The sequence below is a fragment of the Grimontia marina genome, from assembly GCF_900060185.1.
In the GTDB taxonomy this organism is placed as follows: domain Bacteria; phylum Pseudomonadota; class Gammaproteobacteria; order Enterobacterales; family Vibrionaceae; genus Enterovibrio; species Enterovibrio marinus.
Genome location: NZ_FIZY01000172.1, coordinates 1 through 1041, shown reverse-complemented (window position 1 = coordinate 1041; position 1041 = coordinate 1). Strand labels below are relative to the sequence as shown.

Here is a 1041-nt window from a genome sequence, read left to right as displayed (position 1 = left end):
CGACACTGGATTACGGCGACAGCGCCCCAACCGCGCCGACTGTGGTGATTACCGAAGATGCCAACAATGACGGCTACATCAATGATGCCGAACTCAATGGCCAGATAGACATTAGCGTCACCCTGGGCAGCGGCACCGACGTGGGTGACACCATCGAAGTGACCGACCAGGACGGTAACGTCATCTTCTCCGGCACGGTCACTCAGGACATGCTGGATAACGGTCTGCAGCTGGCCGTGGATGCACCGGCTACGGGCACCACGCTGGAAGTGACGGCGACCATTACTGACCCTGCCGGCAACAGCGCTGAAGGCTCAGACTCCGCCACCCTGGATTACGGCGCGGGCGGCGGCGCCCCTGCGGCCCCAGTCCTGACCATTACCGAAGATGCCAATAATGACGGCTATATCAATGATGATGAGCTCGATGGCGACATCAACTACACCATCGCCCTGGGCGACGGCACCGCAGTCGGTGACACCATCACGGTCACCGATCAGGATGGCAATGAGGTGTACACCGCCACCATTACCCAGGACATGCTGGACAATGGGCTTAGCCTGTCTATCCCGGCCCCGGCGGATGGCACCGCCATCACCCTGACTGCCACCGTTACCGATCCGGCGGGCAACACCGCCGAAGGCTCTGACAGTGCGGTACTGAGCAGCGGCCCGGCGGCCCCAACGGTCACCATTACCGAAGATGCCAACGACGATGGCTACATCAATGACGCTGAGCTCGACGGTCAGGTAAACATCACCATTACCCTGGCAGCCGGCACTGAAGTAGGTGACACCATTGAAGTGACTGACCAGGGTGGCAATGTCATCTTCTCCGGCCCGGTCACTCAGGAGATGCTGGATAATGGCCTCGACCTGAGCATCGATCCGCCTGCCACCGGCACTGAGCTGGAAATCACCGCCACGGTCACCGACAGCGCCGGCAACAGCGCCGAAGGCACTGACTCCGCCACCCTGGATTACGGCGTGGGCACCGGTGCCCCGGCGGCGCCGACTGTCGTGATTGATGAAGATGCCAACA

General features: G+C 61.3%; 1 pseudogene. It reads left to right on the top strand.

The features are described 5' to 3' along the window. Positions 1-1041: pseudogene (locus GMA8713_RS25770) on the top strand (hypothetical protein); the annotation flags it as partial.